Source organism: Hahella chejuensis KCTC 2396 (assembly GCF_000012985.1).
Lineage (GTDB): Bacteria > Pseudomonadota > Gammaproteobacteria > Pseudomonadales > Oleiphilaceae > Hahella > Hahella chejuensis.
Window position 1 is genome coordinate 4,598,817 of the sequence record NC_007645.1, and the last position, 26,069, is coordinate 4,624,885.

Annotated in this window: 23 protein-coding genes and 1 tRNA gene; 4 read left to right on the plus strand and 20 right to left on the minus strand. The window is 55.0% G+C overall.

What is annotated here, in order from left to right; all coding sequences use genetic code 11:
- Positions 1–23: 23 nt before the first annotated feature.
- Together tgt and queA are read right to left on the minus strand one after the other, a co-directional pair.
- Positions 24–1,133 carry a tRNA guanosine(34) transglycosylase Tgt gene (tgt, locus tag HCH_RS19975; protein WP_041598821.1) on the minus strand — a complete coding sequence of 370 codons (1,110 nt, stop codon included), beginning with the start codon at positions 1,131–1,133 and terminating at the stop codon, positions 24–26.
- Positions 1,134–1,184: 51 nt separating this feature from the next.
- A complete protein-coding gene (gene queA, locus HCH_RS19980) occupies positions 1,185–2,240 on the minus strand; it encodes a tRNA preQ1(34) S-adenosylmethionine ribosyltransferase-isomerase QueA (protein WP_011398241.1) in 1,056 nt (351 codons plus the stop codon).
- 187 nt (positions 2,241–2,427) lie between these two features.
- Here queA and HCH_RS19985 point away from each other — a divergent pair.
- Positions 2,428–2,512: transfer RNA gene (locus tag HCH_RS19985), tRNA-Leu, on the plus strand.
- Positions 2,513–2,589: 77 nt separating this feature from the next.
- Here HCH_RS19985 and HCH_RS19990 read toward each other — a convergent pair.
- From HCH_RS19990 to HCH_RS20050, 13 genes are all read right to left on the minus strand, one after another.
- Positions 2,590–2,916, minus strand: coding sequence for a hypothetical protein (locus HCH_RS19990; RefSeq protein WP_011398242.1), 327 nt, complete (start codon positions 2,914–2,916; stop codon positions 2,590–2,592).
- Positions 2,917–3,006: 90 nt separating this feature from the next.
- Complete coding sequence (flgL, locus tag HCH_RS19995; RefSeq protein ID WP_011398243.1) at positions 3,007–4,245, minus strand: flagellar hook-associated protein FlgL; 1,239 nt, start codon at positions 4,243–4,245, stop codon at positions 3,007–3,009.
- Between the two features lie 22 nt (positions 4,246–4,267).
- Positions 4,268–6,946 carry a flagellar hook-associated protein FlgK gene (gene flgK, locus HCH_RS20000; RefSeq protein ID WP_011398244.1) on the minus strand — a complete coding sequence of 893 codons (2,679 nt, stop codon included), beginning with the start codon at positions 6,944–6,946 and terminating at the stop codon, positions 4,268–4,270.
- Positions 6,947–6,957: 11 nt separating this feature from the next.
- The gene (flgJ, locus tag HCH_RS20005; RefSeq protein WP_011398245.1) at positions 6,958–8,046 is read right to left on the minus strand and encodes a flagellar assembly peptidoglycan hydrolase FlgJ; all 1,089 of its coding nucleotides are present in this window, start codon (positions 8,044–8,046) and stop codon (positions 6,958–6,960) included.
- A gap of 28 nt (positions 8,047–8,074) precedes the next feature.
- Positions 8,075–9,211 (minus strand): flagellar basal body P-ring protein FlgI, encoded by a 1,137-nt coding sequence (locus HCH_RS20010; protein ID WP_011398246.1) that lies wholly within the window; start codon positions 9,209–9,211, stop codon positions 8,075–8,077.
- 50 nt (positions 9,212–9,261) lie between these two features.
- Positions 9,262–9,945 (minus strand): flagellar basal body L-ring protein FlgH, encoded by a 684-nt coding sequence (gene flgH, locus HCH_RS20015; protein WP_011398247.1) that lies wholly within the window; start codon positions 9,943–9,945, stop codon positions 9,262–9,264.
- Between the two features lie 36 nt (positions 9,946–9,981).
- Positions 9,982–10,767, minus strand: coding sequence for a flagellar basal-body rod protein FlgG (gene flgG / locus HCH_RS20020; RefSeq protein ID WP_011398248.1), 786 nt, complete (start codon positions 10,765–10,767; stop codon positions 9,982–9,984).
- A gap of 105 nt (positions 10,768–10,872) precedes the next feature.
- A complete protein-coding gene (flgF, locus tag HCH_RS20025; protein WP_011398249.1) occupies positions 10,873–11,619 on the minus strand; it encodes a flagellar basal-body rod protein FlgF in 747 nt (248 codons plus the stop codon).
- A gap of 61 nt (positions 11,620–11,680) precedes the next feature.
- Complete coding sequence (locus HCH_RS20030) at positions 11,681–13,636, minus strand: flagellar hook protein FlgE (protein WP_011398250.1); 1,956 nt, start codon at positions 13,634–13,636, stop codon at positions 11,681–11,683.
- Between the two features lie 17 nt (positions 13,637–13,653).
- Positions 13,654–14,331 (minus strand): flagellar hook assembly protein FlgD, encoded by a 678-nt coding sequence (locus tag HCH_RS20035; RefSeq protein ID WP_011398251.1) that lies wholly within the window; start codon positions 14,329–14,331, stop codon positions 13,654–13,656.
- 24 nt (positions 14,332–14,355) lie between these two features.
- Positions 14,356–14,793: a flagellar basal body rod protein FlgC gene (flgC, locus tag HCH_RS20040; RefSeq protein ID WP_011398252.1), complete on the minus strand. Its 438-nt coding sequence runs from the start codon at positions 14,791–14,793 to the stop codon at positions 14,356–14,358.
- 2 nt (positions 14,794–14,795) lie between these two features.
- Entirely contained in the window at positions 14,796–15,191 is a 396-nt protein-coding gene (gene flgB, locus HCH_RS20045) for a flagellar basal body rod protein FlgB (protein WP_011398253.1), read from the minus strand.
- Between the two features lie 285 nt (positions 15,192–15,476).
- A complete protein-coding gene (locus tag HCH_RS20050) occupies positions 15,477–16,043 on the minus strand; it encodes a nitroreductase family protein (RefSeq protein ID WP_011398254.1) in 567 nt (188 codons plus the stop codon).
- Positions 16,044–16,725: 682 nt separating this feature from the next.
- On the opposite strand from HCH_RS20050, the gene HCH_RS20055 reads away from it, so the two are divergent.
- The gene (locus HCH_RS20055; protein WP_193359406.1) at positions 16,726–18,120 is read left to right on the plus strand and encodes an adenylate/guanylate cyclase domain-containing protein; all 1,395 of its coding nucleotides are present in this window, start codon (positions 16,726–16,728) and stop codon (positions 18,118–18,120) included.
- A gap of 239 nt (positions 18,121–18,359) precedes the next feature.
- A complete protein-coding gene (locus HCH_RS20060; protein WP_011398258.1) occupies positions 18,360–19,694 on the plus strand; it encodes an MDR family MFS transporter in 1,335 nt (444 codons plus the stop codon).
- A 104-nt stretch (positions 19,695–19,798) separates the two neighbouring features.
- Here the strand turns inward: HCH_RS20060 and queF are convergent, their stop codons facing one another.
- From queF to HCH_RS20075, 3 genes are read right to left on the minus strand one after another with little or no spacing between them, the layout of a single operon-like run.
- Positions 19,799–20,623: an NADPH-dependent 7-cyano-7-deazaguanine reductase QueF gene (queF, locus tag HCH_RS20065; protein WP_011398259.1), complete on the minus strand. Its 825-nt coding sequence runs from the start codon at positions 20,621–20,623 to the stop codon at positions 19,799–19,801.
- Between the two features lie 19 nt (positions 20,624–20,642).
- Positions 20,643–21,413, minus strand: a complete 771-nt coding sequence (locus tag HCH_RS20070) for an ABC transporter permease (protein WP_011398260.1) — start codon at positions 21,411–21,413, stop codon at positions 20,643–20,645.
- Entirely contained in the window at positions 21,410–22,369 is a 960-nt protein-coding gene (locus HCH_RS20075; protein ID WP_011398261.1) for an ABC transporter ATP-binding protein, read from the minus strand. Before HCH_RS20075 ends, HCH_RS20070 begins: the two co-directional genes overlap by 4 nt.
- A 254-nt stretch (positions 22,370–22,623) precedes the next feature.
- Between HCH_RS20075 and HCH_RS20085 the strand changes: the two genes are divergently transcribed.
- Positions 22,624–23,640, plus strand: coding sequence for a hypothetical protein (locus HCH_RS20085; protein WP_011398262.1), 1,017 nt, complete (start codon positions 22,624–22,626; stop codon positions 23,638–23,640).
- Positions 23,641–23,661: 21 nt separating this feature from the next.
- Here HCH_RS20085 and HCH_RS20090 read toward each other — a convergent pair whose 3' ends face one another.
- The gene (locus HCH_RS20090; RefSeq protein ID WP_011398263.1) at positions 23,662–24,987 is read right to left on the minus strand and encodes an HD-GYP domain-containing protein; all 1,326 of its coding nucleotides are present in this window, start codon (positions 24,985–24,987) and stop codon (positions 23,662–23,664) included.
- Positions 24,988–25,187: 200 nt separating this feature from the next.
- Positions 25,188–25,784 (minus strand): hypothetical protein, encoded by a 597-nt coding sequence (locus HCH_RS20095; RefSeq protein WP_011398264.1) that lies wholly within the window; start codon positions 25,782–25,784, stop codon positions 25,188–25,190.
- Positions 25,785–26,069: the final 285 nt, after the last annotated feature.

The window sequence follows — 26,069 nt, forward strand, 5'->3', positions numbered from 1 at the left end:
AAAATATGCTTATAACACTTTGACTAGGCTGGGATACCTTGCTCCTGCCTATGATAAAAGTCGGCGACGAAGTCGCACAATTTACTCTGTTCAATCGCATGACGCAAACCAGACATCAGGTTTTGGTAGTAGCGCAGATTATGAATAGTATTCAACTGCGCGCCTAACATCTCGCCGCAACGGTCAAGGTGATGCAGGTAGCTGCGACTGAAATTGCGACAGGTGTAGCAGTCGCAGTTTTCATCCAGAGGACGCGTGTCAGTCCGGTACCGGCTGTTACGCAATTTGAGCACTCCGTACGAAGTAAACAAATGCGCGTTACGCGCGTTCCGGGTCGGCATGACGCAGTCGAACATGTCCACTCCGCGCAGCACCGCTTCCACAATGTCTTCCGGCTTGCCCACGCCCATCAGATACCTGGGCTTGTCCTCAGGCATCGCAGGAGGCAGGTAATCCAGCACCTTCATCATTTCATCCTTGGGCTCGCCTACCGACAAACCGCCGATAGCGTAGCCGTCGAAGCCAATTTCAGTCAGCCCCGCCAGCGATTCTTCCCTTAAATGGGGATACATTCCCCCTTGTACAATACCAAACAACGCAGAAGGGCTATTTCCGTGCGCCAATTTGCTTCTTTTGGCCCAACGCAAGGACAAACGCATCGAGTCCGCCGCCTCGGTTTCAGTGGCGGGATAAGGCGTACACTCGTCGAAAATCATTACAATATCCGACCCCAGATCACGCTGAACCTGCATTGAGCGCTCGGGGTCCATGAAGATCGGCGAGCCATCGATGGGTGACTTGAACTTCACGCCTTCTTCCGTAATTTTACGCAGATCTCCCAGGCTGAAAACCTGGAATCCCCCGGAGTCCGTCAAGATCGGGCCGTCCCACTGCATAAAGTCATGCAGGTCGCCATGCTGACGAATGATTTCCGTCCCCGGCCGCAGCATCAGGTGAAACGTGTTGCCGAGAATAATATGCGCGCCGATATCTTTAATGTCCCGGGGCGTCATACTTTTCACGGTGCCGTATGTGCCCACCGGCATAAAGGCGGGGGTCTCCACCACGCCGCGCGGAAATTTCAGCCTTCCGCGACGGGCTTTGCCGTCGGCATTGTCGATTTCGAACTGCATGTGGCAAGTACGCGACAAGGTTGTTCTCCTACTCAGATCTGACTGTGATTCTTAATTTGCTCCGGCGTCTTCAAGGCCGGACTGGCGACGGTGCAAAAACATGGCGTCGCCATAGCTGAAAAAGCGATAACGTTGCTCAATCGCCTCTTGATAGGCGGCGAGGATATGCTCTCTGCCGGCGAAAGCCGACACCAGCATCAATAGTGTGGACTTAGGCAAATGAAAGTTGGTCACCAACGCGTCGACGGTGACAAATTCATATCCCGGATAGATAAATATACTGGTGTCGCCAGCATAAGGCTCAATAGAGCCGGATCGACTCGCCGTCTCCAGCGCCCTGACCGCTGTGGTGCCCACCGCCACGACGCGCCCTCCGGCGGCTTTTACCTGTCGCACCCGTTCGCACACATCCGCGCTGACTTCCAGATATTCAGAGTGCATCTGATGATCTTGCACTACATCCACCCGCACCGGCTGGAACGTGCCTGCGCCAACGTGCAAAGTGACAAACGCCGTCTCGACGCCTTTTTGCGACATGGCCAGCAACAACGCCTCATCAAAATGCAAACCTGCGGTGGGGGCCGCCACCGCGCCCGGCTGGCGACTGTATACAGTTTGATAGCGCTCCCGATCACTCAGGTCGTCTTCACGGTCTATATAAGGAGGCAACGGCATATGCCCGCACCTTTCCAGTAATTCACTGACGCTTCCTCCCTGGCTTACCCGCAGACGAAACAGGTCGCCTTCCCGTTCCACCATCGTCAGTACATAATTCTCTTCTATCAGGATCTCGACGCCGGGTTTGGGCGCTTTACTGGCCCTGACGTGAGCAAGCATTTCCGTCATGGATACGACTCGTTCGACCATCACTTCGACTTTGCCGCCGCTGCGTTTTTGACCGAACAGACGAGCAGGAATAACACGGGTATCGTTGAAGACCAGCAAATCGCCAGGATTAACCATGCCCAGCAAGTCCTTGAAGCCGCGATGGTTTATCTCTCCAGTCTCCGCATCCAGGCACAGTAAGCGGCTGGAGGAACGCTCAGCCAGCGGACGCCGGGCGATCAACTCCGGCGGCAGTTCAAAATCAAAATCGTCAACGCGCATCAAGGAATTCTGCTTCAGTTTTGGGGGCGCATAGGTTAGCGGAAATGCCCGCCACTCGCCAGCTTCGAGCGTTTTTATAGCGTCGGGTCAGAACGGCGCAAGAAAATACTTAACAAAAACTGTTGACGAGCAATCAAAAGCCCGTATAATCGCGGCCCTAGTTAGCCACTCACAGGCTGACATGGTTGCCGGGATGGCGGAACTGGTAGACGCGCACGACTCAAACTCGTGTTCCTTCGGGAGTGAGAGTTCGATTCTCTCTCCCGGCACCAACTTTCTTCTCTTTTCTAATTTCTCACCCTATTTATCCTTATTAAATTTTCTTCACGCGAAGCGTTTGCGTCTTTAGCTATTTACTTTCTCCGCACGCCTGTATCGCGCTGACAATCACTTCCGTATGCGAGCTGTTGGGTCTGCCCTGTTCCGCGAAGTAACGAATGTCGTCCAACGTCAGCTCTTTATCGACCCGTTTGACGACACAGGAACAATAGTCCGCTACCGCCTCCGTTCCTTCTCCCTGTCCACTATGTGCGCTGATACAGCCATTGGACATATTGGAGAGATAATTATTTTTCATTTCCAGCCATGGCGGCGCTGCGCCATCTATGGCGATAGCGGATGCGACGCCGCTGCAAAGAAACACACCACATATAGCCAATGAAGAAATCATTCTCATAGAGGAGCCTCTTTAACTGCGATCAATCCTGACTATAAGAATAGACGTGTTTGAGGAGAGCGACGGCGATTCATTTGATCGCCGTCCAGCTTAGAGCAAATCGAACAACGACAGACTGGTGACTCGTGAATAGGATTGTTGGGCGGCCTGCAGCACAAAATTCTGCAGGGTCAGATTGCTGACCGCCTCTGCGTAATCAAGGTCCTGCAGTTCAGACAGCACTTCTTTGGTCAACACCTCAACATCCTCATGTAGCTGCTTGGTGTCGTCGATGGTGTTCAATCGGGCGCCAAGTCGCGAGCGCGTCTCCAGCAATTTGGTTTCCGCATTAGTGAAATTCGCCAGGGTGGAATCCAATAGATCGGTCAATGTCTGACGACCCGCCGGGGTATCCTGATAATCCTCCAGTCCCTCCGCCAGACGCTCCACCGTGGTCAGAAGACCCTGCTTTTCTGAAGACTGCACAAAGAAGGTGTCGCCGGGTTGAGGCGAACCGATAATTTCAAATTGCACGCCTTGCACCTGAATGGGCTGCCCAGTGGCATAGCGCTGATTATTCAAAACGGGCTTACCATCAGAGCGTTGAACTATGGAGTAGTTGGGAGCTGGTGGAACCACATCAGTTTCATCATTGAATACGACAACCATATCTTCTGGATAAAAAGCGTCATATAACTCCTGATCAATCATCTGCCCTTGCGTAATGATCGCGGGCGGTTCCGCCGTGTTGCGGGGACTCGCCTGCGTATAGAAAGTGTTATTCGCGCTTTTGATATTGACGAAGACTTCCTTGCCGTTATCGCCCGCGGCCACGGACACATTGGCGTCAATCTGCATGAAACGTCGCCCTTCGTCCCCCACATACCGATACGCCCCCGCCGCATTCAACTGGAACGGCTCCTGCTTACCCTGAAATCCTGCAAAAATATATTCTCCACTGGGGTCCTTGGTGTTGAGCATGCCGACCAACTGGCTAAGCCGTTGCTGCACTTCTGCGGCAATGAACTTTTTATCGTCCGCATTCTGAGAGCCGTCGCCCGCCTGTACTGTCAGCTCACGTAAGCGTTGAATCACTTCGCCGACGCCGTCCAGAAGACCGTCTTCCAGGCTCAGACGGTTTTCCGCCAGATTGATATTGCTCTTGTACTGATCGATCAACGACAGCTCTTGATTTATCTGCAGTATCCGCGTCGACGCCACCGGGTCATCCGCCGGCGTCAACACCCTACGCCCACTGGAAATTTGCAGCTGTGTCTTCTGCAGCTGGCTGGTCACATCCAGAATATTGTCCAGTCCGCGATTAAACAGTTGTTGGGTTGAGATACGCATGGTTACATCCTCGGGTTACCCATCAGGCGAAAGTGTTCAACAGTGTGTCGAACAATTGTCGGGCGATGGACACCACTTGCGCAGACGCATTGTAGGCCGCCTGAAACTGAATCAGACGACCCGCCTCTTCATCCAGACTGACGCCGGAAACCTCCTGCCAGCGATTCTCCGACTGCCGCAGCAGGGACTGGGCCGACTCCGTATCCAGTTGCGCCTGGCTGGCGGTGGAGCCGACCACTTCGACCAACTGGGAATAGGCCTCGTTGTATGTGCTGATATTGCCGCCGATGGTCCCTTCCGTTTCCAGTCCCACCATTTTCAATGCATTGCGGTTATCGGAGACGCCGTTTTCGTTGTACTCGATGGTGAAAGTATCCCCTTGACTGGGCGTGCCGCTAATACTGGCCTGATAGCCCCGGAACGAACTCTGCGCCACCGGCGCGGGCAAGAATATATTGTTGTTGTCCGCGGTGAGGCGTACGCCGTCATCCAACTGCACGTCAACGAAACCGCCAACGCTGGTTCCGCTACCGCCGGCGATGGTGGTCGCAACGGTATCATTGGCTGTAGCGATATCCACGGAATCCGTCGCGTCTCCTGTCACTTCAACGGTAATGTCCTTGCCAGTCAATGCGCGGACAGTCAGCGTACCGCCGTCACTCCAGGCAACGACGCCTGCGTCCTGGAGGTTTGAGTTGCTGTTGATCAGCTCCACGTAATCGTCGGGCGTAAAGGAGCCGCCAACTGGCGCCGTCAGCGTTTCTCCGTTGATGGTCAATCCCGGCGCCGTACCGCCGCCATCATCCACAAAGTTGGAAATCTCCACTTCCGTATATGCGCTGGCGGACACGCCGTTGCGGCTATTGAGAGCCGAAGCGATTTCCTCTGCGCTGGCGTTGGCGGCGATGTTGATCGGTGACTGAGTGGTGACAATGCCAGTCTCCAGGTCGCGATTTTTAATTGTCACGGTCTGTGCGCCGTAGCCATTCGCATAAGGACCGGGAGACGCCACGGGCGCCGGAACCTGAGCAACGCTTACCCCCTCAGCGCTGACCGCTGTTTGTCCCTCGTCCGCTGTAAAAATCGTATTGGTTACGCCGGCGATATATCTCTGGTTATTGAGAGGCGGATCAAGTGGAACCGGGTTACCCGGGTCGCTGTTGTCCAGCACTTCATAATAAGTGTCGGTAAGAAAGCGAATGAGTATCGGCGGCGTCAGTTCCCCAGGAACCGCAAAAGTCGGCAGCAACGCATCATTGGAGCTGCGCTTGACCGCCAGTAGTTCACCAGGACTGATTACCGCATTACCCACATTGCCCAGGTCCGACTCAGTGCGAATCGGCGACGCCAACGCGATCTCCTCCACCCGCGTCACTGACATATCAATGTCTCTGGCGCCATAGCGGGTAGGCGTCACCAGAAAGCTGTCGCCGGTTTGAAAGCTGCCTGACTCGAAGTTGATCCGTAATCCATCAAACTCGAAAGTGGCGGGAAACAAACCCGGTAGTCGACCTCTGGTGACTGTGGCCCCGGTCAGCGTATCCACCACCAGGATGTCGTTATCGGAAGGGCCGGTAAATTGGATTTGATAATCTTTGGTAGTCAACGCGGACGTGTCGATAATCTCCACGCTGATCTCCCTATCATTGGGCAACGCGTTGCCTTCGTTTGCGGTGACCCGCTGACGGGCATTGTTTTCGGAATTGATGTCCTCAAAAAAGTTACCGCCGAGCCGGTTTTCCAGGTCCATGCCCAGTTGATGCTGCTCGTTGATGGTATCCGCCATCACCACCGCAATTCTACCCAGCGCGTTAAACGACGGCTGCAGAATCTGGTCCCGAAACAGCAACGCGCCGCCTAACTCGCCACCAGTTATTTCCGAGGTAATAATATTGGTTCCAGAGCCGCCGCTTTCCGTCAACGCCACCTCCTGGCGCGTTGGGTCCGTGTTGCTGACCTGCAATCCCATTGAGTTGGCGTGAGAGCCGATAACCAGAGATTGTCCTTTACCTACCAGAATATTGAGCTGGCCGTCCGTCTGTTCGACCACCGTGACTGAAACAATTTCCGACAACTCGCGAATCATCTGGTCGCGCTTATCAAGCAAATCGTTAACGTCTTTCCCCTGAGTCGATCCTCGGGCGGAAACGATGGCCTGGTTCACCTGGGCGATACCGCTGGCCAGACTGTTGGCCTCCGTAATCAACGAGCGCATGTCCTGATCAATATTGTTCAGCTGTGAGTCAAGACGATTAAACAAAACATTGAAACGGTTAATAAGCCCTTCCGCCTGGGTCAGCACCAACTGCCGCTCAGGGATAGACGAAGGATCGTCCGCTGCGCCCTGCAACGCCTGGAAGAAAGCGCTCATGCCAGGCGACAATCCGGTGGTGGGGTCCGCCAGCAAACTGTCGATCTGGCTGACGTTGGCGCGCACCTTGTCGATTTCGCTAAACATGGAGGTGTCCGAGCGCAACTGCGAGACCAGGAACTGATTCGTCATGCGGGAAATATCCGCAACGCCCACCCCGGTCCCCAGATACCCCGCCCCGATGAACTGAGACGGCGTCGCTTCAAACTCCACCCGCTGACGGCTATAGCCTTCAGTGTTGGCGTTGGAGACGTTGTTGCCGGTAGTGGCCAGCGCAGTCTGGCTGGCTTTGAGTCCGGTGAGTCCTATGTTGATGACGTTAGTGCTCATGACGGGAGTCCTCAGCCTTGATCATCCGGGCGGACGCTTTGCAGGTACGCGCCGTTCATAATGCGCTGAATCTTCGACGCATAATTCGGATCAGTGGCGTACCCGGCTTTTTGCAGTTCCCGCAGGTATGCTTCCGGCTCCGCCACCTGCTTCAACGCCTGTTGATAACGGGGCTGCCCCTGCAGGAAGTTGAGATAATCCGTAAAGCTTTCTTCATAAGAGCCATAGACGCGGAACGACGCCCGCTCCTTCACCATGGCCCCTTCTCTGTACTCTGTCGTCGTCACCCAGGCGACCGGACCTTTCCAGCGCTGATCCGCTTTAATGCCAAACAGGTTGTAACTGGGCTCGCCTTCCTCAGTGAAAATCATGCGCCGCCCCCAGCCAGTCTCCAGCGCCGATTGCGCCAACAGGACGCCCGGCTCCACGCCTAATCCGTCGGACGCCTTACGCGCTGACGCCAGCAGGCTGTTCACGAAGTGTTGCGGGCTCTCGAATGAAACAGGGGCGGCCTCTTTCTGGACTTCGCCATCATCGCTGACGACTGCCTGCGCCGGCTCCACCGCTGCAATGACCTCTTTCGCCTCTGAGTCCACAAAGGCGGAGCGCGACATTTGCTCCGAGTAATAGGCCACCTGCTCCAGCGCCTGAGTCTCTTCTTCCGTCAATCCCGGCGCTTGCGCGAGACTTTCTTCCGCCTGCGCATAATTGAGCGTCATCGCTTCCAGCGACCGGGGGTACTCAGTGATGTCTTTGTAGCCGCCTTTTCTTGGCTCGCCGCTTTCCCTGGCCAGCAGTTGTTTGGTCAACGCATCCGCCAATCCAAAGCTCTTATGTTTGGACAGGGTCAAACTCAGCTGGTGGTCGAACATGTCCTGATAAACATTGGAGGCGGAGTCGTGAAAGGGATTGCCCTGTTCAAACACGGCGTTGACCTGTCGCATGGATTTCAGCATCAGGTTGACCATGATGGACTCAAACTGCTTCGACACCGCGCTGATCGCCTCCGACTTGTCCATGCTGGGCGATTTCAGTCGCTGCAGCGCGTTCAGGTCGGTATAGACATGAGCCTGGTCGAGGGCGCGATTGTTGATGGTCATACTTTTGCCTTAAAACACGATTGCCGTCTTAGATCACTATGAGTTCCGCTTTCAGCGCTCCGGCCTGCTTCAGAGCCTCCAGCACCGCCATCACATCGCCTGGCGCCGCCCCGACCTGATTCACCGCGCGCACAATGTCATTCAGAGTCGCCGCAGGGCCGAACTTGAACATACGGCTGGGCTCCTGCTCCACATTCACATCTGTCTGGGGAACGACGACCGTATCGCCTCCCGCCAGCGCATTGGGCTGACTGACGCCGAAGTCTTCAGTGATGGTGACGGTCAGATTGCCGTGGGTTACCGCCGCCGGCAGCACTTTCACATTCTGCCCCACCACTATTGTCCCGGTGCGGGAGTTGATCACTATCTTCGCGGCCTCTTGTCCGGGCTCCACCTCCAGATTTTCCAGAATAGAGAGAAAGCCCACCCGCTGCGACGCCTCACGGGGAGCCATCACTCGAATACTGGCGGCGTCCACCGCTTGCGCCAGACCGGGACCTAACAAGTCATTGATGCGATCCTGCACGCGCTTGGCGGTAGTAAAATCCGGCGAACTTAGATTCAGCGTCAAGGTATCGCCATGACTGAAGCTACTGGGAACAGCGCGCTCAACCGTGGCTCCGTTGGGGATACGTCCCACACTGGGCACATTCACTGTGATGCTGGAGCCATCCGCGCCGCCCGCGCCAAACCCGCCTACCACCAGGTTACCCTGCGCCACCGCATAGGTTTTACCGTCCGCGCCTTTCAGGTTGGTCATCAGCAAGCTGCCGCCGCGCAGGCTCTTCGCGTTGCCGACGGAAGAGACGGTGATATCGATTTTCTGTCCCGGTTTAGAAAACGCAGGCAGATCCGCATGCACGGAGACCGCCGCCACATTTTTCAGTTTCGGATCGGTCCCGGCGGGGATAGTGATGCCAAAACGGTTCATCATGTTGCGGAAGGTCTGATCGGTGAACGGCGCTTTGTCGCCGGTGCCGTCCAACCCCACCACCAGACCATATCCCACGATCTGGTTACTGCGCACGCCTTCCACGGTGGCGATGTCTTTAATCCTTTCCGCACCGGCCATCGCAGCGAAACACAGCAGCCCCAGCGCAAACAGCGCGCGCGACACTCTCTGTAAAGGATGGATCGCATTGGTTTTATCGGATACTTCATGCATAGTTGGATACCGCTGGTTAAAGACAGACGTCATCGTTTCAAAATCAGGCGTTATAGAGGGAACCATTCGCTGTTGAAAAACCGCTGCAGCCAACCGGCGCGATTCACGTCGCCGAAGGCGCCGGCGCCGCTATAGGCGAAGCGGGCGTCCGCAATCTTGCTGGATAGAATAGTGTTATCCACGCCAATGTCTTGCGGCCGCACCAGACCACTAACGCGGAGGTATTCATCCCCTTCCGTCAGGGTCAGCCATTTTTCACCACGAATCCGCAAGACGCCGTTGGGCAAGACATCCGAGATAGTGACGCTGATGCTGCCGCTCAGGCTGTTGCTCTGGTCCGCATCCGCCTCGCCGGAGAAATCCCGCTCAAAGTTCTGGTCTGTCAACAGACTGAGGTTATGGGCGGAAATCGCCGTTCCCAAAATCGTCGCCTCATTAAAGGAGTTTTCGGAGTCTTTCTTCATGGAGGTGCCCGTGCTCTTGGAAGACTGCGTACTTTCCTGCAACACCACGGTCAACACATCCCCTACTTGATGCGCCGTGCGATCGCCAAACAGGGAGAAATTCTGCGCGCTGGAATAAATGGAGCCATCCACCGGCGCAGGCTGCATCAGCGTCTGCGGAGGCACTGGCGCGAAGGCGGGATCACCCGGGCGCACCTGTTCACGGCTGATCGGACTGCAACCGCTCAGCAAGGTAACCATGATTAGTGAGATCAGCGTTAGAGTTTTCACGCCTGGCCCTCCCCGATTAAATCGACAGCTCATTAATTAAAGATTCTGAGTGATGTACTGCAGCATCTGATCCGCAGTGGTCACTACTTTCGCGTTCATCTCGTAGGCGCGCTGGGTGGTGATCATGTTCACCATTTCCTCCACAATCTCTACGTTGGAGGTTTCCACCATGCCCTGCTCAACGGTTCCCAGCCCCGCCAGCCCGGGCGTGCCTTCCTGGGGGTCGCCGCTGGCGGCGGTCTCCCGGAACAGGTTATTGCCGATCGCTTCCAACCCAGCCGGGTTGATGAAATCCACCGTGTTGATGTTGCCAACCTGAGTCGGCGTAGCAGTGCCCGCCACGGTGACGCTGACCACGCCATCGGTGCTGATGGTCAGGTGCAAGGCGCCGTCCGGAACGGTAATGCCGGGCTCAAGGGGGAAGCCATTGGCGGTGACCACATCGCCGTCAGAATTCAGGTGAAACTGACCGTCCCGGGTATAAGAGATCGTGCCGTCCGGCATCAGAATCTGGAAAAATCCCCGGCCATTGATAGCGATATCCAAAGGCTGCTCAGTGACTTCCAGATTGCCTTCGCTAAAGACTTTCTGAGTGCCCACCACGCGCACCCCTGTCCCCAATTGCAAACCAGAAGGCAGTTGCGTGTCTTGAGAACTCTGGCCGCCCGGCTGCCGCTTGATCTGATACAGCAGGTCCTGGAACACGGCGCGATCACGCTTGAAGCCGGTCGTATTAACGTTCGCCAGGTTATTGGAAATGGTTTTTAGAGCAGTATCCTGGGCCGCGAGCCCGGTTTTACTCACCCACAACGCACCATGCATGACAAATTCTCCTATGCAGGTCGGACAACACAATAAATGGGTTTCAACCTATACCCGGATAGACTCCGGGCCGCATGGCGGAAAATTGCCGCTCATGCGGGATTACTAGGATATTTGCAATAAGCGTGCCGCAGCTTCGGAGTTATCATCCGCAGCGCGCATAACTTTGACTTGAAGTTCGAATTGGCGGGATAGAGAGAGGATTTCCGTCATTTCTTCAACGGCGTTGACATTGGAAGACTCCAGATAGCCGGACTCCAGACGCACCAGCCCATCAGGAAGCGCCGGACCGGGAACGTCCGGCTTCAGATGAATCAGGCCATCGACGCCTTTTTCAAGGTCTTCGGCGGGAGGGTTAACCAGACGGATACGATCCACTTCCTGTATTTCATCCGGATTGCCGCCCAAGGGCACGATAGAAATCGTGCCGTCTACGCCAATGTTAAGCTTGGCGGCAGGCGGCACGGCGATAGGCCCGCCATTGCCGAGCACCGGCAATCCGGAGCCGGTGCGCAACACGCCATTCACATCCAACAGCAGCTCCCCTTCCCGGGTATAAGCTTCGCCGCCATCCGGCGCCTGCACAGCGATCCAGCCATTGCCGGCGACGGCGACGTCCAAGTCGCGCCCGGTCTGCATCAGCGATCCCATTTCGAAGTCCGTCGCCGGCCTTTCCGTCATCGCGTAGGCGCGGCTGGGGTAGTGTTCGCCAAACACAGGCATACTGCGCGCCTGCATAAAGTCAGACTTGAACCCCGTGGTGTTGGCGTTAGCCAGGTTGTTGGCGTGGCCGCGCTGAGACAGCATGTTCTGTTTGGCGCCGCTCATGGCGATGTATAAGGCTTTATCCATGACTACCTCTCGAATTCCGCCTGATTGCGTTGGTTACCTTTCTCACTCTTTTACTCATCCATTAACGCAGGTTGATGATGGTCTGAGTGATGGCGTTGGCGGTCTCAATGGTTTTTGCATTGGCCTGATAGTTACGCTGGGCGATGATCAGTCCCACCAACTGCTCGGACAAATCCACGTTGGAGTCTTCCAGAGAACTGGAGCGAATAGCTCCGAGGGATGCAGTGCCGGGAGATCCGATGACCGGGTTGCCGGAATTGAATGTCTCCACCCAAGTGGTTTCTCCAACCGGCGCCAATCCTTGAATATCATTGAAGTTCGCCAATGCGACCTGCCCCAGCACTTTGGACTCGCCGTTGGTGTAACGGGCGAAAATCACCCCGCCGTCATCCACGTCCAACCCAATCAGACGCCCAGTGGTGAAGCCATTTTGCTGCAAGTCGTTAACCGCAAACGCACTGCCATACTGAGTCGTCGTACCAAGGTCTACAAAGAAGTTGGAGCTGGTGGGAGGATCAGGAATCGGCAGGGTTCCGCCATCCGCCACATTCAGCGGCCCCTCCGCGCCGTTCGGCGTACCGTCAGGCGCCAGCGGCGTCCAGTTGGAAATCAGCACATCGTCAGACAGCACTTCATTGATCGAGCCATCCTGATCGAACACCAGGCTGTAGGACGCGCGGGTGGGCGTACCGCCGGTCACCAGCGGGTCGCCTATGTCCTGCCCATCGATCAAGGCATACATGGTCCACAGGTTATCAGGCGTGGTCGCCGTTTGCGGCTCTTTCACGAAAAACGTCGTCAGTACGTGGGAGTTGCCCAAGCTGTCGTAAATCGTAGTTGAAGTCGCATGGTTATAGGTGTTTTCGTCCGCCGGATCGAACACGTTATTAACGAAAGGCGTGCCGGTAAAGGTGGCGAACAGATCCGTCGTGCCGCTGGCCACAGTGACGCCATCCTGTATGGTCAGGTTGACGCCGCCGCCAACGACCACATCCGTCAAAGCCGTGCTCAGCGTTTGCGACGTGGCCGCCGCGTCGTCGCCCTGCACCAAAAACTGGTCGCCGGCTGCGCCATTGAAGCTGAAGCTGAGGTCATTGCCGCGGTTATCGATAACCACCAGATCCGTACCGTCCAACACAGCGCGTACGCCAATCAATGAGGAGGAAGAGTTGATGGCGTCGCCCAGGTCAGTCAGGTTGGTGTAGCCGTCGAATAGCACGCCGTTGATAAACACCTGCATAGTGCCGGAGGCGTTGTTGAAGCCAGCCGCAGTGATCGTGGCGCGAGTGCTGGCGGCCGCGTCGATGTTGTCTACGTTGTTGAATAGCGCCGCTATTTCGTTGGCGGAGCTGTTCGCCGGAATGGTCACCGTTGAGGTTGAGCCGTCAGCCTGGGTCACGGTAATCGTCTGCGCCGCATAGCCATTGGCTCCGTTCGTGCCAGCGGCGGTGGCGTCCACCGCCTGTCCAATCAGCAGCCCATCTGATGTCAGCGAGTCGCCACGCTCCAGCAGCACCGGCTCGGACGCGTCCAGGTTCAGGTTAGCGTCCACCCTTGTGGTTCTGTCCGGCGCCAGGCTGGTGTCGTCTATCACCAGATCACCGAGCACTCCGCTGACGACGCCACTGTCATTGGCGACAAACCCCTGCAGGTGCATGCCGGAGCTGTTCACCACATTACCTTCCTTGTCGATGCCGAAAGCGCCGGCGCGACTATAGCGGCGATCGCCATTGTTGGTGTCGAGAATAAAGAAGCCTTCGCCGTTGATGGCGAGGTCCAGGCCATTCTCAGTAAAGGAAAGATTGCCCTGCGCAAATTCTTGCCGCACCTTTTGCACCCGCACGCCATCCCCAACCGGGTTGGTGCCCAGGCTCAAAAAGCTGTTGGCGTATAGATCGCCAAACTCCGCACGCGACCGCTTAAAGCCGGTTGTGCTGGCGTTGGCGATATTGTTGCCGGTCACCTCCAGGTCGACCGACGCTGCTCTGATTCCTGTTAACGCGATATTAAACGGCATACCACACCTCGCACATGCTAACTGATCTGTTTGATATCGCTTAATCCGACCGAGCCAAGCCCGGCCAGATTCAATGTGACGCCGCCGTCACGCGCGATTGATACACTATCCACATTGGCCGCCAGATAAGAGCTGACTTGCATCTGCTCACCGCTGTAGCGAGCCCGCGCGACCACTTCATACCGCCCCGCCGGCAAAGTTTCGCCGTTGCTGTTTTTGCCGTCCCAGCTGAACTTGACGTCGCCGCCGGGCTGATAACCTTTATCAATATTCGTGATAAGCTCGCCAGCCTCGTTATAGACGCTAATGGTCAATTGCGAGGTCCCGGCAGGCAGCTCCACCACTCCATTTATGGACCCATCCGCACTCTTGATGGCGCTTTCCATCGGCGCCAGCACATCCCGTCCCACCATCGCCGAAGCCTGCAGGGCCTGCGCACTGCGAAACTGAGAGGCCATGGTGTCCACGGTCGAATTCAATGACTGAATGCCTTCCACCGAGCTGAATTGCGCCAACTGCGCGACAAACGCCGTGTTGTCCTGGGGATCGAGCGGACTCTGGTTATTCAACTGGGCGATCATCAGATCCATGAATTCATTTTTACCCAGTTCATTTTTCCTGTTGGCGGACTTCTGCTGAAGCGCGTATTGACTCAGCGCGTCGCTAGTCTGATTTGCCGTATTGATATCGCTCATCACGCTGTCCTCACGAAAAGTTCATCACTGACCAATAGTCAGCAGGCGCTGCATCATGGTTTTCGCTGAATTCAGCACTTCCACATTGGTCTGGAAGCTGCGGGAAGCGGACATCATATCCGCCATTTCCTCCACCACATTCACGTTGGGATAAAACACGTAGCCGTCCGCATCCGCCATGGGGTGGTCCGGTTGGTAGCGACGCTCCAGAGACGCATCGCTTTCCACAATGGCCCGCACCTCAACGCCGCGGGAGGCGTCATCGTTGATCGAAGGAGGGATCGCCGCATTGAGCGCATCCTGATGCACCGCCGCAAAAATCGGCTTGCGCGCGCGATAAGTCTGATCGATGCTGGAGCTGGCGGTGTCCGCGTTGGCCAGGTTACTGGCGGTGGTGTTCAGTCGCACGGATTGTGCAGTCATACCGGAGCCGGCAATGTCGAAAATGCTGTTAATCGCCATCGTTATTCTCCTTTAATCGCACTGACAATGCCTTTCAGGCGGCTATTGAGAAATTCAAAGCTGGCCTGAAAATCCAGCGCATTTTTGGAGTACTGGACGATTTCCGTCTGCGTATCCACTGTATTGCCGTCAATGGAAGGCTGCAGTGGTTGCCGGTATAACAACGCCCCTTCCGCAGGGGTCTTTATCGCCATGTGGGCGTCGTCAGTGGTAACCACCTCCAATGAGTCCTCTATACTTTTGGCCTGCCTGAGCACGGCTTTAAAATCAATATCCCGGGCGCGAAATCCCGGCGTGTCCGCATTGGCTATGTTGTTCGCCAGCACTTCCGCCCGTCTGGTGCGGACGTTCAGCGCCTGCTCATGGATACCCAGCGCTTTGTCGAATGATATGGCCATTTAACACCTCTGCAGTTGCCTGACTGCGACAATCGTCATTTGCGACAATGACAGCAAGTCCCGCGCCAGTTATTTTTTTGTTCTATTTTTCAGTTAGATAACATTTTTACACAGGCGGAAGGCGGCAAAGGGATACCGCCCTGAAGGAAAGCGCGTCCACGCCATGCGGCAAGAGGAAAACCCTCGCCTTAGCGCAATAGAAAAGAGGCGAACAGGACGAGGGATATACTGCGGGGGATTTGAGAAAAGCGACGCTTGCAGACGCAGGCGGCGTCGCAGGAATTATCAGCCCGGTTCGCCAGTGAAAAAACTGACGCGCTCTTCAAAAGCGGGGGGTTCGGGAACTTTCTTCTCTTTGCTGGCTGGCGTTCCCACATATAGATAGCCTACCACATGCTCGTTGGAGGCCAGACCAAGACGCTGTTTGACGCGCTCGTCATAGGCCACCCATCCTGTGCGCCACATGGCGCCATAGCCCAATTCCTCCAACCCGAGCATTAATGCATAAGCGCTGCAGCCGGCGGAAATCAGCTGTTCCAACTCAGGCGCCTTGGGATGTTCCTGGACGGTGGCCACTACAACGATCACCATCGGCGCGCGACTCGGGGCCTTGGCCAGCTTTTGCCTGGCCGCATCGTCCTGACCATCCTGCTCTGCGGTTTCGCCGTATATGCGTCCCAAAGCGTCGAGCCCTTCTCCTTCCACAATAATCAGCCGACACGGCCGTAAGCGGCCATGGTCCGGCGCGCGCATGATCACCGGATACAGTTTGCGCAATTCTTCATGGCTCGGCGCGGGCGCCTGCAACAGAGGGGTGGAGGTTCGATTTACAAGAATGTCTAATACCGCCATGGCGTTATACGTGGCTCCTGTTGTTTATCCGTGTGGCGCCGGTCATATCAATAAAAAGACCGGCGACTGATTCAGCTCAGATTATATTAATCAGGCAGACAAATAGTTTCCTTCTATTTGTCTGCAACGACAGGGCCTGCACATGTCAGGCCCTGTCTCCCGCGGCTCGCCGCCGCGCAGGCGCATCCATGCGCCTGATTATTAAATATATGCAATCCGCCGTCAGGAATTACCTGTCTTATCACGCCACATTACCTGCCTTTTACGCCAACTCAAAAGGTTAAAGATTGTCTAACGACGAACAAAACCGCCTCACAGATTGTCGGACAACCCCATTGCTGCTAACCTTAGACGCGATCGTAGCGCTGGTGGACTATACTACCAGAAGAGGGCGGCAGTTATGGCGGATGGTTTACGCCGGTCCAACGGCTTTTTGCATGGCAATCCCGCATTCAATCAATGCGTCGCGCTACGCCTGTTGAACAGGCGCCCCCCGCTTTCCACCCGGAAAACCTTCTCTTCCTGTCCTTTTTAGGGTATATCCGTGCAAGGACAGGACGTTTTTATTGATAACAGCAAACCGGCGGGCCGCATTGCCGCTCCCATGAGCTCGCAGGGACTTTTTGGTTAGGTTGAAAAATATGCTGACGGGACAATACCGGTATTCGTGGTTATGACACAAATGATGCCGATACCTCCACATCTCGCCAATACGCCGCACTCCCCGACTCAGGTGACCATCCCGCCCATGCCGGACTATAACGCCCGGGTGCTCGGCTATCTGGTGTGCGCCGCCATTATCGTCGCCGGCATATTGGAAGGGCATTTCGACGAGTACCTTATCTGGATCATTCCCGGCGCCATGCTATGGCCGCATATTCTGTATTTCGCCCTGCGCTTCTTCGATAAACAGAAGAACACCAAAGTCCGCCAGGGCATGATGGTGGTGGACGGCTTTCTATGCGGCGTGATTCTGGTGCTGATCAAGTTCAGCGTCACCCCCACCCTGTTTTTCCTACTGATGCTGAACTTCAGCTTCATTATCGTCGGCGGTATGAAAAGCTGGCTGTACGGCAACATCGCCTTTCTCGCCGGTTTTACCGTAGCCTCCATCTATTTTGGTTTGAGCTTCGCGCCGCCCACCCCCATGGTGGTCAGCATCATCGGCGGCGTCACCTGTTCGCTGTATGTCGGCGTCACCGCCTATTACACGCACCAACAGGCTCGCGCCCTGGTGCAGGCGAAATCGCAGATCCAGTTTCAGCGTGAGCAATCCATCGCGCTGTCTCACAAACTGGCCAAATACCTGTCGCCGCAGGTATGGCAATCCATCTTCACCGGCGAGCGCGACGTGCGCCTGGAAACTCAGCGTAAGCGGCTGGCGGTGTTTTTCTCCGACATCAAAGGCTTCACCGAACTGGCTGAAGAGATGGAGCCGGAAAGTCTGACCGAGCTGCTCAACACCTATTTCAACGAGATGTCCCAGATCGCCCTGAAATACGGCGGCACCATCGACAAGTTCGTCGGCGACAGCATCATGATTTTCTTCGGCGACCCCAGCAGTCGCGGCGCCAAGGAAGATACCTGCGCCTGCGTCATGATGGCGATCGAAATGCGCAAGCACATGAAAATTTTACGGCAGAAGTGGCGTAGCCAGGGCGTGCGCACGCCGCTGGAAATTCGCATGGGCATCAGCACCGGTTACTGCACTGTGGGCAACTTCGGCGCGGAAAACCGTATGGATTACACCATCATAGGCAAAGAGGTTAACCTCGCCAGCCGCCTGGAATCCATGGCTGCCCCCGGAGAAATTCTGGTATCCTACGAAACTTTCGCACTGATCAAGGACACCATCATGTGCCGGGATAAGGGCGAAATTACGGTGAAGGGCTTCGCCAAGCCAGTGCCGATATACTCCGTCGTGGATTTACGCCGCGACATCGGCGGCAATCAGAGTTTTATCGAACATGAAACCGAAGGATTCGCCATGTACCTGGACGCAGGCAAGGTCAGCGCCCAGGCCAAAGAACGCATACTGAAATCCCTCGAAAGCGCTGCGGAAAAGTTACGCAACTAACCACGCCCTTCAACCAAGTTACACAGTCGATTGCAGATATGCATCGCGCATCTCATTGCGCCGGAAACGCTGGGATGTGCGACATGGGAACATTTCAGTACACGGAGGTTGGCTTCGCCATGATCTAACCAAGTCGCGTCATCCCTCGACGCGCACCCCGCCCCAATTGCATTCACGCAGGCTCAATATACGCCGACGCGATTGCGCGCAATTTTTCGCCTTTCAAAATCAGGTTCTATATGTCCCACAAGAAAACGCTACTCAGCGTCTCTCTGCTTATTTTTCTGGGCGCACTGGAGAAAACCATTGTCACCACGCCTCTTCCCGTTATCGGGACGGAACTCAACGCCATGAACGATATCGCCTGGGTCGTCACCGCCTACCTGCTGACAGCCACTAGCGTCATTCCAATCTGCGGCAAGTTGAGCGATCTGTTCGGTCGGCTCAAAGTGATCATCGTCAGTCTGGGGATCTTTTGTATTGGCTCATTGCTATGCGCCCTCGCTACCGATATGCAATCACTCATACTTTCCCGAGCCCTGCAGGGCGTTGGTGGCGGCGCGCTGATTTCACTGGCGTTCGTGGTGATTTCAGACGTCATTCCAGCGCGGGAGATCGGCCGCTATCAGGGCTATATCTCCGCCATCTATGTGGTTTCCAATATCGCCGGACCGGTATTCGGCAGCCTGTTGACGGAACACTTGAGCTGGCGCTGGATCTTCGCGATCAATATCCCCCTGACCTTATTGGCGGCTTTTATCGCCATAAGAAGCATCAAAGACAAAGTCGTCAAACGTGAGGACAGGTTCAATTGGGGCGGCTCGCTGCTATTGGTGTCCTCCACCACCTTGCTTATCTTGTTGCTCAGCGAAGACCTCAGCTTACCGCACGCCTTTTCTCTCGTTGGGGCCTTATTTATCGCCGGAGCCTGGACGTATTTGCTCACGGACAAAAAGCGCTCTGTCGTCCCGCGCCATCTGTTCAAGCTTCCCAACTACGCCGCCTGCATCCTGACGATGGGCGTATGCCAGATCCTGATGACAGCGGCGTTAATTTACTTCCCGTTGCAAATGCAGGTACAGAATGGCGTCAGCCTGACCCTCAGCGGCTACAGCATGCTGCTGTTCACTCTCGGGGTATGCGTCAGCGCCTATTTCTCAGGTAAACACATCGCGGCGACAGGGGCTTACAAGACGCACATCCTAGTGGGCTTCATACTGATCGCCGTCGCTTTCTTCCTGATGTTAATGAAGGTGGCGTTCGTGCCGCTGTTTCCAGTAATTGGATTGGGAATCGGCTTTACCTTGCCAGGAGTGACCTGCGCAGTACAAAACGTGTTGCCCGCCGCGGACAGAGGCGTCGGCATTTCCTTCTTCGGATACGTGCGGGAGTTAAGCGGCGCCGCTGGCGTGGTGGTCTGCTCCAGCCTGTATCGCGGCGGCGGCTCCTTACAAGCGGCCTACAGCGCTTTCGGCGTGATATATCTCGCCATGTGCTTATTCGCCAGTCTGGCGTTTATCATTGTGGCGGGGTTTATCACCGAGAAAGAGCTGATGACCCAAGTGGCGGAATAGCATCGCCGAAAAGCCAGTGACAATCAGTGGTAAATGGAATTGGCGGCCGCGCCAGACACACCTGAGCGCGGCTTTTCAATGGAAAGGACGAGGCGAAGTCTGAGCTACTGTCGCGGCAACTTGAAATTATCCGCCGCCAACGGATAGTTGGAGCGCAATGGGTTGATGTCCAGGCCGCCGCGTCGGGTGTAACGCGCGTACACCGCCAGTTTTTCCGGCTGATATCGTTGCATCAGCGTCAGATAGACCGACTCCACACAATGCTCATGGAAATCCTGATGCGAACGCATGGAGACGATGTACTTCAACAGCGCCGCCTTCTCCAACGGCTTACCGCGGTAATGGATATACAGGGTGGCCCAGTCCGGTTGCCCGGTGACTGGACAATTACTCTTCAGCAGATCGGAACTCAGCGTCTCCTCCACCACATCGTCACCCACGGGATCGGGCAGCAATGAGGCGTCAGGAGTGTAAACATCCACGTCAATGTCCAGAACGTCCAGATTTTCCGCATCGCGCCAGAAAGAAGGCTCATCGCGCCAGTCGGTTACCGATAACAAGGTCACGGACACCTCGCCTTGCGCCGCCGCAGACAGATCCTTCCGCATCAGCGCTTCTACTTCTTCACGGGAAGTGAAGCGACTTTGGTTGAACGAGTTCAGATACAGCTTGAAGGATTTGGACTCTATGATATTCAGGCTGTCGCAGCGGATGCGAAATACGCCCAAAGCCACTTCCGGTTTGCCTTTGCTATTCAGCCAGGACAGCTCATAGCCATTCCATAAGTCTTCCCCGACGAAGTCCGGCTTTCCACTCAAGCCTAGTGTCTCGCGGGATTTCGCCCGGGGAATCGGAGTCAGCCAGGACGGAGAGTATTCTTCAGGATATTCCGTCGCTTTCCCCAGATGCGTATGTTTTTCCAGTTCCACAGTTACTTCTCCAAACCGGTTAGGTGCGTATGCCAACGCCTTTGTTCAACAAACGCATGCTGAAGCTGAACAAAGCGACAATAAATAAGAGGATCATGCCGTAGGCCGCGCCCAGATTGATGTCGCTGACGCCCAGCAAGCCGTACCGAAAAGCGTTGACCATATACAAAATAGGATTGATCAATGACACATTCTGCCAGAACTCCGGCAAGAGTGTGATGGAGTAAAAAACCCCGCCCAGATAAGTCAGCGGCGTCAGAATAAAAGTCGGCACAATAGAGATATCATCAAACTTGTTGGCGTAGACGGCATTGATGAAGCCGCCCAGTGAGAACAATACCGCCGTCATAAACACCACGCTGACCACCACCGGCAGGCTGTGAATCTGCAGGTCCGTAAAATACAGAGAGATTGCGGTCACAATCACGCCTACCGCCAAACCACGGGCGACTCCACCGCCAACATAGCCCAACAGAATGACGTAATTCGGCACCGGCGCCACCAGCAGCTCTTCAATACTGTGTTGAAATTTCATCCCAAAAAATGAAGACACCACATTGGCGTATGAGTTAGTGATGACCGACATCATGATCAGACCAGGCACGATGAAATCCATGTAGGAGTAGCCGCCCATTTCTCCAATTCTCGGCCCGATCAGGTTGCCGAAAATCACGAAATACAGCGTCATCGTGATCGCTGGCGGCAGCAATGTCTGCGACCAGATGCGGGTGAAGCGGCGCACCTCCTTGATCAGAATAGTCTGGAAGGCGATCATAATGGCGTTATTCATACCTGCGCCTCCTCTGCATTCTCCATACTGCCTGTCTCTCTTTTATCCTCGTTGACCATGCGGATAAACAACTCTTCCAAGCGGTTGGTTTTAGTGCGCATGCTGCTCACTTTCACCCCTAATTGATCCAACTGCTGAAACACTTCGTTCAGGCTACGCTGTTTGTCCACGTCCACTTCCAACATGCCATCGGCAGTAAGACGGGCGCCATAACCCTCCAGACGTGGGGCCTCTTGCAGACGACAAGTCAGATCCAGCACGAAGGTTTCCTGGTTGAGCTTGTTCAACAGATCGCGCTTATTGGTGTTTTCCAGAATTCTGCCGCGATCAATGATAGCGATGTTGCGACACAATGCTTCCGCTTCTTCCAGATAGTGAGTGGTCAGAATAATCGTGCGGCCTTCATTATTGACGTTGGTAAGAAAGGTCCACATGCTGCGACGCAGTTCAATGTCCACACCGGCGGTCGGTTCGTCCAGAATAATCAGACGCGGTTCATGCACCAGCGCGCGGGCGATCATCAGGCGCCGCTTCATACCGCCAGACAACATGCGCGCCTGTTGATCTTTCTTGTCCCAAAGCCCCAGCTCCCGCAGATATTTTTCCGCATTGTCCTTGGATACTTTGGCGGGAATGCCGTAGTAACCAGCCTGGGTAACGAGGATGTCGAATACTTTTTCAAACTGATTAAAGTTGAATTCCTGAGGCACCACACCCAATTGCAGTTTTGCTTTGACCAGATTCTTATCAAGATCGTGGCCAAAGACGGAGACAGAGCCGGATGTCTTGTTCACCAATGAAGATACGATGCCAAGGGTGGTGGATTTGCCTGCGCCGTTAGGGCCCAGAAGCGCAAAAAAGTCGCCCTCCTCAACATCCAGGTTGATGCCTTTTAAGGCCTCAAAACCGTTACCGTATATTTTTCTTAAATCGCGAATAGCCAGTGCGGTAGTCATAATTCTTTCTGATTCCTGCGGCCAGTGTGAGAGCGTCAGACATAAGGGGCGCGCCAGCGGCCTGATTTACGGGAAGACTGTATAGATTGCGTCGCCGCCTGTTTTTTTCAATGAAAAAGAGGGAATTAATCGTCCATTTCCCTGAAAACTGCGATGGGTTTCCTTTTTACCGACCGCCCACTCTTTATAATCAGCGTCAATAAGCGCCTGGGTTGAGAAAGCCCCGATTCTAATAAACAAATAGGAAAGCATCGATGATGAAACGGCCGTTAAGAGCCATGACCCTGACGTTCGCCGCCGTATTGGCGGGTTGCGGCGGCGGAGGCGAATCCAACGACGATAGAGCGACTGCTTATCTTGGCGCCCCCGGCGTGGCGGGCCTAAACTACCGAACCGCAAGCCAGTCCGGCGTCACCGGCGATCATGGCGAGTTCAGGTATTATCCAGGTGAAACCGTTACATTCTTTATCGGCGATGTCGTGTTGGCGCAGGATGTTCCCATCAAGCGCTTCATGACTCCTATCGACTTTGACCCAACCTGGGAGCAGACCATCTATCCCGGCACAGTGGTCGGCGGCCTCACCACCCATAAAGAACAGGAAAAGCAGGTACTCAACGCGGAGTCCAATATCTCCGTCAATACAGCTCGCTTTCTGGTTTCCATCGACTTTGACTCCGACACGGAGAACGGCATACAGATTCGCGGCTCCACCCGCACTACCGTCGAAAGCTCCGTCAACGCCGCTGGGGTGGACTTCACTACCGATCCCGCCATTTTCGGCAACCTGGACGATTACCCCGAAAGCCCGGAAAACCTCTTGGTGGCGGAGTTGTGTCTGCGGGAAGTCTGCTCCGACCTCACGCCGCTGGAAACAGTCGCCGCCGCCTCAGTGGGCGTCAACTGGGTCAATACGCTCAACACTAACATCTTTCTAAGGGAAGGCGGTCATATCTTCCTGGAAAGCGAACACATTGAGGCCAACGCGGGCGACACGCGCACATTTAGCGTACAAATCCGGCTGATTGATATTTCCGTAGGGCTGGCGGACCTGGAAGTGAAAACGGTGGACGAGCTGCCGGATTCCGATGGAGAAATCCCGGACCCGCCCCGTTCCGTCATATCCATCATTCCAGACCCTGCTCCAGAAAGCAGGGAATTCAGTTTTATGATTACGGGAGAATCGGGAGAGGAAACAGAAATTGTGGTGAATATGCGCCTGGACGGCGACTATCGCTGGTACCAGAAGGTGATGCGGGTAACGCTGTTGTAGCGCCAACCGCATCGCAACCGATCATCCCATGAAGTGACGCAGACTCCAACGGCTGTTGGCGCCGGTCACCTGAAACCGCGAGGCGTCGATGCCATACGCCCCGCTGGGCAAACTGTGAGTGATGTGAAGATAGTTGTCTTCATTCCCCTGCTTGATGTTGAACGCCATCAAATCCACAACTTTGGCAGTGCGCAGCGGCGCTTTGTCTTCATCCAGCAACACCATCACGGTCGGCCAGAGTTTCCGCTCCATGTTGTGCTGAATCACCACGCCAACCTCACGATTGCTCAATTCGACAGTCGCGCCGGTAGGATAAATGCCAACACACTGAATGAACTTCTCCACCAGGTCTTCCTGGAATTCAATATTGCGGGAATGATAGAGCGCCGTCACGGCCTGCAGCGAAGTCATCGCTTCCGCCCCTGCGCGCGGCTCCAGCATTTCCTGATAATGATCAACCAGTCCTGCTATCTTGGCCAGCAACGGAATCTTGTCGCCAGTCACCCCATGCGGAAAACCAGAGCCGTTGTGGCGTTCGCGATGGTATTCCACCACACTCACCACCCTCGGTGAAATGGTGGGATCGGACTTAAGAATCGCCATGCTCATTTCCACATAGCCTTTGTAGCGCTGGTACTGGGCGGCGTCCAGAAACTTGGCGCTCTGCAACAGCTCCTGCGGCATTTTCGCCTTACCTACCTGGCTCAACAACAGACCCGTGGCCAGATCTTTGAGATAGCTTCTGGACAGTCCGAGCTGACGCCCGAACACCAATCCCCAGATGCTGGCGGCGACGGAGTGGGAATAAGCATACTCATCCCGCCTTCTGACACGGGACAGCCACAGCATGGCGTCGGGGTTGCGAATCACGCTCTCCACCATCAATGCGGCTACTTCTTCAGTTTCCACAATATCCGGCGCCTGCCCTAAACATACATTGGCGAAAACCCGATCCAGCGACTGATTGACCCGATGGGTCAGCTTTTCCGCTTCTTTTACTTCATGTTTCAGCGTACTTTGCCGTTCGTATTTGGCGGGACGACGGATCTTAATGGGAGGAAGGGTCAGTCGGTGCTCTTCAACGGATTTACCGGATGACAATGAGCCCAACCTGAACAGCAATTCTTCTTTGCCGCTATTCTCCATTTTTTCATATTCAGTGCGCGTCAAAGGCCGATCGATGTATACCGACCGACAAAAGGACTGCAACGCGCGAATATCATCCGCACTGCGAATATAAAAACCCTGAATAGGAAATGGTGTTTGATGCCAAGGACGATCTAAATCCGCAACAAACATCCCGATTTGTAGTTCACTTACCGCTATTTGTGTCTTCTTGGCGGCCATAGATACAACCTCATAGAGCGCCAGCTCTAAGCTCCACTACGACATGGTGACTATTTTCCCGCAACGACGGAAAGAAGCCACTGCGTTCGGTAGGCTTTCGGTTACAAAAAAATTAAGTTTTCTTACGCTTTGTACAAATATAGACAAGTTCTCACGGATTATGCGGGGGTTGTCACACTTCTTCAGGCATCGCCGTGAAATCAATCCGTTATGCAGACAGTTTCCGAAAGCGCTGGCGGTTTGTCTTCTGACCCGCCGGCTTCGGCCCGCTTGACCGACACTATATAGGGAACGGAAGAGGCTTTGATATAGTCCAGATTACCGGGACCATCATCCGTTTTCACTATTGTCTGCGCCGGCCAACAAGAAATCTGCAATTGCATGACCCGCCCCAGGTCGGCAATATGACTCGCTCCGTTTTCATCCGTGATCGCCCCACATAAGGTGGTTGCATCCCCCAGAGCCTTACCGTCTAACGACAGATCCTGTCCTGGCGCTCCACACCAGACCACGCCGGACTCTCGATGAGCGCGACAAGCGTCGCCGCCCTGTCCCGGTTCCATGAATACCAACTTACGATCACTGCATTGCGTACGAAGCATAACCGGCGTTACAGCGGATATCTCTCCACTGAGGCTTTCCATCGTCCGCCAGGAAATTAAAAACTCCCGCTCCTCCCCGGCGGAATTCTCCGCAACAAAACGACCGTAATGCGAGTATTCCGTGGCGCAGCCGCCAAGCGCGCTTAATAAAGGAAAGAGCAACAGTATACGCTCAATAGGGGGGCGGGTGGACATGGCATTCTCCAGTGTGGCTCAAGCTGTTGTTGTTCTGCTATTTACGCTTACTTTTTCTTGTTTGCCTTGCTTGCAGGCTTTTTATCAACTTACTCAAACGCTGACAGGTTGCTTCTTGGATTAATAGATCAAGGCGTCATTGTTTTCATCAACATATTTTTACCCCCGCCTATCCAACGATATAGCGGCGCAACCGTCGTTAAGCGCTTGTTCTTGCAAGCAAAGCAGTTCGATTTTCCATACCTGCGACGAGATTTCAAATAGTGGGCTCAATTTATGCGGGCT

Excerpts from the sequence above, each read along its gene's own strand:
- tgt (WP_041598821.1), bottom strand. The coding sequence starts at position 1,133 with ATGCAGTTCGAAATCGACAATGCCGACGGCAAAGCCCGTCGCGGAAGG.
- queA (WP_011398241.1), bottom strand. The coding sequence starts at position 2,240 with ATGCGCGTTGACGATTTTGATTTTGAACTGCCGCCGGAGTTGATCGCC.
- HCH_RS19990 (WP_011398242.1), bottom strand. The coding sequence starts at position 2,916 with ATGAGAATGATTTCTTCATTGGCTATATGTGGTGTGTTTCTTTGCAGC.
- flgL (WP_011398243.1), bottom strand. The coding sequence starts at position 4,245 with ATGCGTATCTCAACCCAACAACTGTTTAATCGCGGACTGGACAATATT.
- flgK (WP_011398244.1), bottom strand. The coding sequence starts at position 6,946 with ATGAGCACTAACGTCATCAACATAGGACTCACCGGACTCAAAGCCAGC.
- flgJ (WP_011398245.1), bottom strand. The coding sequence starts at position 8,046 with ATGACCATCAACAATCGCGCCCTCGACCAGGCTCATGTCTATACCGAC.
- HCH_RS20010 (WP_011398246.1), bottom strand. The coding sequence starts at position 9,211 with ATGCATGAAGTATCCGATAAAACCAATGCGATCCATCCTTTACAGAGA.
- flgG (WP_011398248.1), bottom strand. The coding sequence starts at position 10,767 with ATGCATGGTGCGTTGTGGGTGAGTAAAACCGGGCTCGCGGCCCAGGAT.
- flgF (WP_011398249.1), bottom strand. The coding sequence starts at position 11,619 with ATGGATAAAGCCTTATACATCGCCATGAGCGGCGCCAAACAGAACATG.
- HCH_RS20030 (WP_011398250.1), bottom strand. The coding sequence starts at position 13,636 with ATGCCGTTTAATATCGCGTTAACAGGAATCAGAGCAGCGTCGGTCGAC.
- HCH_RS20035 (WP_011398251.1), bottom strand. The coding sequence starts at position 14,331 with ATGAGCGATATCAATACGGCAAATCAGACTAGCGACGCGCTGAGTCAA.
- flgC (WP_011398252.1), bottom strand. The coding sequence starts at position 14,793 with ATGGCGATTAACAGCATTTTCGACATTGCCGGCTCCGGTATGACTGCA.
- flgB (WP_011398253.1), bottom strand. The coding sequence starts at position 15,191 with ATGGCCATATCATTCGACAAAGCGCTGGGTATCCATGAGCAGGCGCTG.
- HCH_RS20050 (WP_011398254.1), bottom strand. The coding sequence starts at position 16,043 with ATGGCGGTATTAGACATTCTTGTAAATCGAACCTCCACCCCTCTGTTG.
- HCH_RS20055 (WP_193359406.1), top strand. The coding sequence starts at position 16,726 with ATGATGCCGATACCTCCACATCTCGCCAATACGCCGCACTCCCCGACT.
- HCH_RS20060 (WP_011398258.1), top strand. The coding sequence starts at position 18,360 with ATGTCCCACAAGAAAACGCTACTCAGCGTCTCTCTGCTTATTTTTCTG.
- HCH_RS20070 (WP_011398260.1), bottom strand. The coding sequence starts at position 21,413 with ATGAATAACGCCATTATGATCGCCTTCCAGACTATTCTGATCAAGGAG.
- HCH_RS20075 (WP_011398261.1), bottom strand. The coding sequence starts at position 22,369 with ATGACTACCGCACTGGCTATTCGCGATTTAAGAAAAATATACGGTAAC.
- HCH_RS20085 (WP_011398262.1), top strand. The coding sequence starts at position 22,624 with ATGATGAAACGGCCGTTAAGAGCCATGACCCTGACGTTCGCCGCCGTA.
- HCH_RS20090 (WP_011398263.1), bottom strand. The coding sequence starts at position 24,987 with ATGGCCGCCAAGAAGACACAAATAGCGGTAAGTGAACTACAAATCGGG.
- HCH_RS20095 (WP_011398264.1), bottom strand. The coding sequence starts at position 25,784 with ATGTCCACCCGCCCCCCTATTGAGCGTATACTGTTGCTCTTTCCTTTA.